General features: G+C 66.8%; 1 protein-coding gene. It reads left to right on the forward strand.

The window, feature by feature from the left end:
• Positions 1–398: IS256 family transposase (locus AC0L2O_RS36425; protein ID WP_473373152.1), on the forward strand; the 398-nt coding region annotated here is incomplete at both ends.

Here is a 398-nt window from a genome sequence, read left to right on the forward strand (position 1 = left end):
GGCATCTCCAAGAGCCAGGTCAGCCGGCTCTGCGCCGAGATCGACGACAAGGTGAAGGCCTTTCTCGCCCGCCCGATTGAAGGCGACTGGCCGTATCTGTGGATCGACGCCACTTACGTGAAGGTGCGCCAGCAGGGCCGCATCGTCTCGGTCGCGGTGATTGTCGCGGTCGGCGTCAACAGCGACGGTCGGCGCGAGGACATCGGCCCGTCCGAGGCCGAGACGTTCTGGACCGCGTTCCTGCGCAAGCTCGCCCGCCGCGGCCTGCGTGGCGTCAAGCTGGTCGTCTCCGACGCCCACGAAGGCATCAAGGCCACTGTTGCCAAGGTGCTCAATGCCAGCTGGCAGCGCTGCCGCGTCCACTTCATGCGCAACGCGTTGGCGCATGCCGGCAAGAG

Source organism: Bradyrhizobium sp. Kon10 (assembly GCF_055807395.1).